Source organism: Kitasatospora sp. NPDC091257 (genome assembly GCF_044757675.1).
Taxonomy (GTDB): Bacteria; Actinomycetota; Actinomycetes; order Streptomycetales; family Streptomycetaceae; genus Kitasatospora; species Kitasatospora lactacystinica.
The window spans coordinates 1-5,795 of the sequence record NZ_JBIVVI010000551.1 but is presented as its reverse complement, the minus strand read 5'-3'; the positions used below and the strand labels follow the sequence as shown (position 1 = coordinate 5,795).

General features: G+C 70.0%; 5 protein-coding genes. All 5 read left to right on the top strand.

Going from position 1 to position 5,795, the window contains the following annotated elements; genetic code table 11:
• On the top strand, nt 1-892 hold an 892-nt coding region (locus ACIQOV_RS24080; RefSeq protein WP_401051611.1), incomplete at its 5' end, for a carbohydrate ABC transporter permease.
• Nucleotides 889-1,719, top strand: coding sequence for a carbohydrate ABC transporter permease (locus ACIQOV_RS24075; protein WP_380548221.1), 831 nt, complete (start codon nt 889-891; stop codon nt 1,717-1,719). The genes ACIQOV_RS24080 and ACIQOV_RS24075, both read left to right, overlap by 4 nt.
• A gap of 6 nt (nt 1,720-1,725) precedes the next feature.
• The gene (locus ACIQOV_RS24070) at nt 1,726-3,279 is read left to right on the top strand and encodes a glycoside hydrolase family 3 protein (RefSeq protein ID WP_387695201.1); all 1,554 of its coding nucleotides are present in this window, start codon (nt 1,726-1,728) and stop codon (nt 3,277-3,279) included.
• A 456-nt stretch (nt 3,280-3,735) separates the two neighbouring features.
• Nucleotides 3,736-5,016: an extracellular solute-binding protein gene (locus ACIQOV_RS24065; RefSeq protein ID WP_401051607.1), complete on the top strand. Its 1,281-nt coding sequence runs from the start codon at nt 3,736-3,738 to the stop codon at nt 5,014-5,016.
• 239 nt (nt 5,017-5,255) lie between these two features.
• Nucleotides 5,256-5,795 (top strand): SIS domain-containing protein (locus tag ACIQOV_RS24060; RefSeq protein ID WP_401051604.1); only part of this gene is annotated, 540 nt, incomplete at its 3' end.

The following is a 5,795-nucleotide window of genomic DNA, read 5'->3' as shown; positions in this document are numbered from 1 at the left end:
CAGTGCGGCCTCCAGGTTCGCCCCCTACCTACTGCTGCTGCCGGCCATCGCGGCGACCCTCGTCCTGCTGGTCTGGCCGCTGATCGAGACGGTGGTGGTCTCGGCCCAGAACCTCAACAGGCGGCAGTTCATCCAGCACCTGACCGAGTGGACGGGCTTCTCCAACTACACCGACCAGCTGGGTAGTTCGGAGTTCTGGGCGATCACCCTGCGCACGGTGGTCTTCACGGTGGTCAACGTCGTGCTGATCATGGTGTTCGGCACGCTGGTCGGCCTGCTGCTCAACACCCTCGGCAAGCGGATGCGGCTGCTGCTCTCGGTCGGCCTGCTGCTGGCCTGGGCGATGCCGGTGGTCGCCGCGACCACCGTCTACACCTGGCTCTTCGACCAGAACTTCGGTGTCGTCAACTGGTTCCTGGACAAGCTGGGCTGGCACGCCATGGCCCACTTCAACTGGACCAGCGGCCAGTACTCCACCTTCTTCGTGATCATCCTGCTGATCGTGTGGCAGTCGGTCCCGTTCGTGGCGTTCAACATGTACGCGGGCCTGACCACGATCCCCAAGGAGCTCTACGAGGCCGCCCGGATGGACGGCGCCGGCTCGGGCAAGATCTGGACCTCGGTGATCTACCCGATCATGAAGCCCTTCCTCCTGGCCACGACCTTCCTTGAGGTCATCTGGGTGTTCAAGGCCTTCACCCAGGTCTACCTGATCAACAAGGGCGGACCGGACGGCCTGACCCGCACCCTGCCGGTGCACGCCTTCCTCGAAGGCATCGGGTCGCAGCACTTCGGCGTCGGCTCCGCGATCGCGGTGCTCACCATCGTGATGCTGGGCGCGCTGATGGCCTACTACTTCCGCATCATTCTCAAGCAGGAGGACGAGCTGTGAGGCGCTCGCTCATCGGACGCACCTGGCCGAACCTGATCGCGGTCGTCCTCTTCGTCTTCTTCATCTTCCCCGTCTACTGGATGTTCTCGACCGCGTTCAAGCAGAACAAGGACATCGTCAGCCGGGACCCCGTCTTCCTGCCGCTGAACGGCACGTTCGAGCACTTCGACCGGGCCGTGCACGTCCCGAACTTCTGGACGTACGTCAGCAACAGCCTGATCGTCACCGTCGGCGCGGTGCTCGGCTCGCTGGTGATCGCCACCCTGGCCGCCTTCGCGATCGCCCGGATGCGCTTCCGCGGCCGCAAGGGCTTCGTCCTGGTCGTGATGGCCGCCCAGATGGCGCCCTGGGAGGTCATGATCATCGCGGCCTACCTGATCGTCCGCGACAACGAGATGCTCAACAGCCTGGTGCCGCTGACCGCCTTCTACCTGATGATGGTGCTGCCCTTCACGATCTGGACGCTGCGCGGCTTCATCGCCGCCGTGCCCAAGGAGCTGGAGGAGTCGGCCATGGTGGACGGCTGCACCCGCACCCAGGCCTTCGTGAAGGTGATCTTCCCGCTGCTCGCCCCCGGCCTGATGTCGACCTCGCTGTTCGGCTTCATCACCGCGTGGAACGAGTTCCCGCTGGTCAACATGTTGAACAAGAACGAGACGGCGCAGACCCTCCCGGTCTGGCTCTCCTCGTTCCAGACCGCGTTCGGCACCGACTGGGGCGCGACCATGGCCGCGTCCACCCTCTTCGCCGTGCCGATCCTGATCCTGTTCATCTTCCTGCAGCGCAAGGCGGTCAACGGACTGACCGACGGCGCAGTGAAGGGCTGAGTCAACGTGAGCATCCTCGTTCCCACCGTGCCGGACAGCGACCAGCTGCACCGTGACGCCCTGACCGTCCTCCAGCCCGGCTTCGTCGGCACCGAGCCGCCGGAGTGGCTGCGCCGCCACCTCGCCGCGGGCCTCGGCTCGGTCGCGCTGTTCGACCGCAACGTGGTCGACCTCGACCAGCTGTCCGCGCTCACCGGTGCGCTGCGCGCCGAGAACCCCGACCTGCTGATCGCGATCGACGAGGAGAGCGGCGATGTCACCCGGCTGGAGGCGGGCTCCGGCTCGTCCTGGCCCGGCAACCTCGCGCTCGGCGCGATCGACGACCCGGCGCTGACCCGGGACGTCGCCCGCGAGCTGGGCCGGGCGCTGGCCGCGGCCGGCGTCAACTACAACTGGGCGCCCACCGCGGACGTCAACTCCAACCCGCGCAACCCGGTCATCGGGGTCCGCTCCTTCGGCGCCGACCCCGAGCTGTGCGCCCGGCACACCGCCGCCTGGGTGGAGGGCCTGCAGTCGGCCGGCGTGGCCGCCTGCTCCAAGCACTTCCCCGGCCACGGCGACACCGCGGTGGACTCGCACCACGGGCTGCCCGTCATCGACGTCGACCTGGACGTGCTGCGGGCCCGTGACCTGATCCCGTTCCAGGCGGCGATCGCGGCCGGAACCAAGGCCGTGATGACCGCCCACATCATGATCCCGGCGCTGGACCCGAAGCTGCCCGCCACCCTGAGCCCGGCCGTGCTGCGCGACCTGCTGCGCGCGGCCCCGGCCGACGGCGGCCTCGGCTACCAGGGCCTGATCGTCAGCGACGCGATCGAGATGGGCGCCATCGCCGACACCTTCGGGATGGGCGAGGGCACCGTACTGGCCCTGGCGGCCGGCGCGGACGCGATCTGCGTCGGCGGCGGGCTCGCCGACGAGGAGACCGTGCTGATGCTGCGCGACGCCATCGTGGCGGGCGTGCGCTCCGGCCGGCTCGCCGAGGAGCGGCTGGCGGACGCGGCCGCGCGGGTGCGGGCGCTGGGCAGCTGGGGCCGGATCGCGGCCCAGGGCGAGCGGGTCGAGCCGGACCTGGCGGTCGGTCTGCGGGCCGCGCGCCGGGCGCTCAGGGTGGTCCGGGCGCCGGGCCTGACCGTGCCGCCGGTGAGCGAGCGCCCGTACGTGGCCTCGTTCTCGGACGAGCCGAACATCGCCGTCGGCGACGTCACCCCGTGGGGTGTGGCGGGCATGCTGGCCGACCGCTTCCCCGGCACCCGCACCCGCGAGGTGTCGGCGGCCGACGCCGCGCCGGAGCTGCTGGACGCGCTGGTCGACGAGCTGCTGGCCGCCGCCGAGGGCCGCCGCCTGGTGCTGGTGGTCCGCGACGCGCACCGGCACGGGTGGATGGCCGCGGCGCTGGGCCGTCTGGTGGCGGCCCGGCCGGACGCCGCCGTGGTCGAGATGGGCCTGCCCCAGTCCGAGCCGGTCGGGGCGCTCCACATCGCCACCCACGGCGCCGCCCGGGTCTGCGGACTGGCGGCCGTGGAGGTCCTCACCGGGCAGCCGGGAGCGATCGGCTGAACCGTTCGACGAGACGTCACCGGCCGTGTCCGGTGGGCGTCGGCCCACGGGCCCGTCATGCGCATGTCGCATGACGGGCCCGTTCCGTTTCCCCGGCGTTGACCTGCGGGTTCGTCGAGTGACCGTGTTCCCTCAAGTGGGCCTTAAATCCACCTTAAGGCCCACTTAGGGTGACGGAACGACAACTGGCGGCCACGCGGTACAACAGCTCTGCAACGGCCGTCCCAAGGAGGGCTTTTGGTCGTTGACACCACCTATGGTCTAGGCCAGAGTCCAGTCATCCGGTTCGAGATTCAACCTCGCCGGATGTGGTATCGGCCCACCCCGAAGCTCTTCGCCGCCCCCTGTCCGGACTCTCCGCCGCGGGCGCCAATCACGCTGCCGGCGGGCAAGACGGCTCTACAACCCTCGGAGGACGGCGTGAAGAAGCGTCAGCTCATCTCGACGCTCGGGACCATGGCACTGGCAGTCGGTCTGACGGCCTGTTCCTCGACCGCGAAGCCGGCGGGCGACAGCGGCGCGGGCGGCTCCGCGGACCCGAAGGCCGCCGGCGGCACCGTCACCGTCTGGCTGATGGACGACGCCCAGAAGAACTGGCCGGACCTGGTCCAGCGGGTCAACGACGAGTTCGCGGCGAGGTACCCGAACGTCAGCCTCAAGCTCGTGTACCAGGGCTGGGCCGACAAGGTGGGCAAGCTCGACAAGGCCATCGCCGACGGCAGCGCCCCCGACGTGGTCGAGCTGGGCAACACCGAGACCATGAAGTACGTGCTCTCCGGCGCGCTGGCCCCGGTGGACCGCAGCACCTTCGACAACTCCGACAGCTGGATCAAGGCGCTCGCCAACACCTGCACCTACCAGGACAAGCTCTGGTGCGTGCCCTACTACGCCGGCTCCCGGGTCGCCATCTACAACTCCGCCGCCTTCCAGCAGGCCACCGGCAGCGCCGACTTCCCGAAGACCGAGGCGGACCTGCTGGCCGCGCTGGACAAGGTCGCGGACCGCAACAAGGCCGACAAGACCTACTCCCCGCTCTACCTGCCCGGCCCGTACTGGTACGCCGCGATGAGCTACGTGGCCGCGTACGGCGGCAGCATCGCCAAGTTCGACAGCTCCGGCAACTGGCACGGCACCCTGCACGACCCCAAGTCCCAGCAGGGCGTCAGCCACTTCGTCGACCTGGTGCGCAAGTACAACAAGGGCGACCTGACGGTGAACGAGCAGAACCAGTTCGAGTCGATGGCCCGCGGGCACGCCGCGTCCTTCTACGGCAACGGCTACGAGGCGGCCAGCGTCACCGCCCCGGTCACCGGCGACCCGAGCCTCAAGGACGCCGTCAAGGTGGCCACCATGCCCGGCCCCGACGGCAAGCCGCTGCCGACCTTCATCGGCGGCTCCGACCTCGCCGTCACCGCCAAGTCCCAGCAGGTGGCGCTGGCCACCGACTGGATCCGGATGTTCACCAGCACCAAGTCCGAGCAGGCGCTGGCCGACAAGGACATCCTGCCGAACAACCTGACCCAGCTGAACCCGCTGAAGAACAAGCCGACCACCGCCGCCGCGGCCAACGCCGTCCCGGACGCCTGGTTCACCCCGCTGGCCCCCGGCTGGGCCGCGGTCGAGAAGCAGAAGGTCATCCCGGACATGCTGACCGCGATCCTCAAGGGCAAGTCGGTGGACCAGGCCACCAAGGAGGCCGACGCCGCGATCGACCAGCTGATCAACAAGGCGTCCTGACCTTCCGTCGCGCCCGCGGCCACGCGCCCCTCCCGACCGTGCGGGCGCGTGCCGCGGGCGTGCGCCGCCGGGGCGCGCCGGGTGCGCGCGGGCGTGCGGACGGAGGTGCCCGGCGGCAGGTGCGACCGTAGGATTGCCGCACGAAGGACCGCAGCGAGTGTGCGGACTCGCCGCCGTGGAGGTCCCCGCCGGGCAGCCGCCCGAGCGGGGTCGAACCGTCTCATCGGAGGCAGACCCAGATGTCCGACCCGCAGACTGTTTCCGTCCCCGGCCGGATCATGGCGGCGGAGATGGCCGAGCAGCCGGCCGTCCTCCGGCGCATCCTCGACGAGGGCGCCCCGAAGATCCGCGAGGTCGCCGCGCAGATCGCCGCCCGCAACCCGCGCTTCGTCCTGCTCACCGCGCGCGGCACGTCCGACAACGCCGCGCTGTACGCCAAGTACCTGATCGAGATCCTGCTCGGCAAGCCGGCCGGCCTGACCTCGATGTCCACCACCACCGCGTACGGCGCCAAGCCGGACCTCACCGACGTCCTGGTCGTCACCGTCAGCCAGTCCGGCGGCTCGCCCGACCTGGTGGCCTCCACCAAGGCGGCCCGCGAGGCCGGCGCCATCACGCTCGCGGTGACCAACAACGCCGCCTCGCCGCTGGCCGAGGTCTCCGAGTTCCACATCGACGTGCTGGCCGGCCCGGAGAAGGCGCTGCCGGCCACCAAGACCTACACCGCCGAACTGCTGGCGCTCTACCTGCTGGTCGAGGGCCTCGCGGAGGCATGGGGG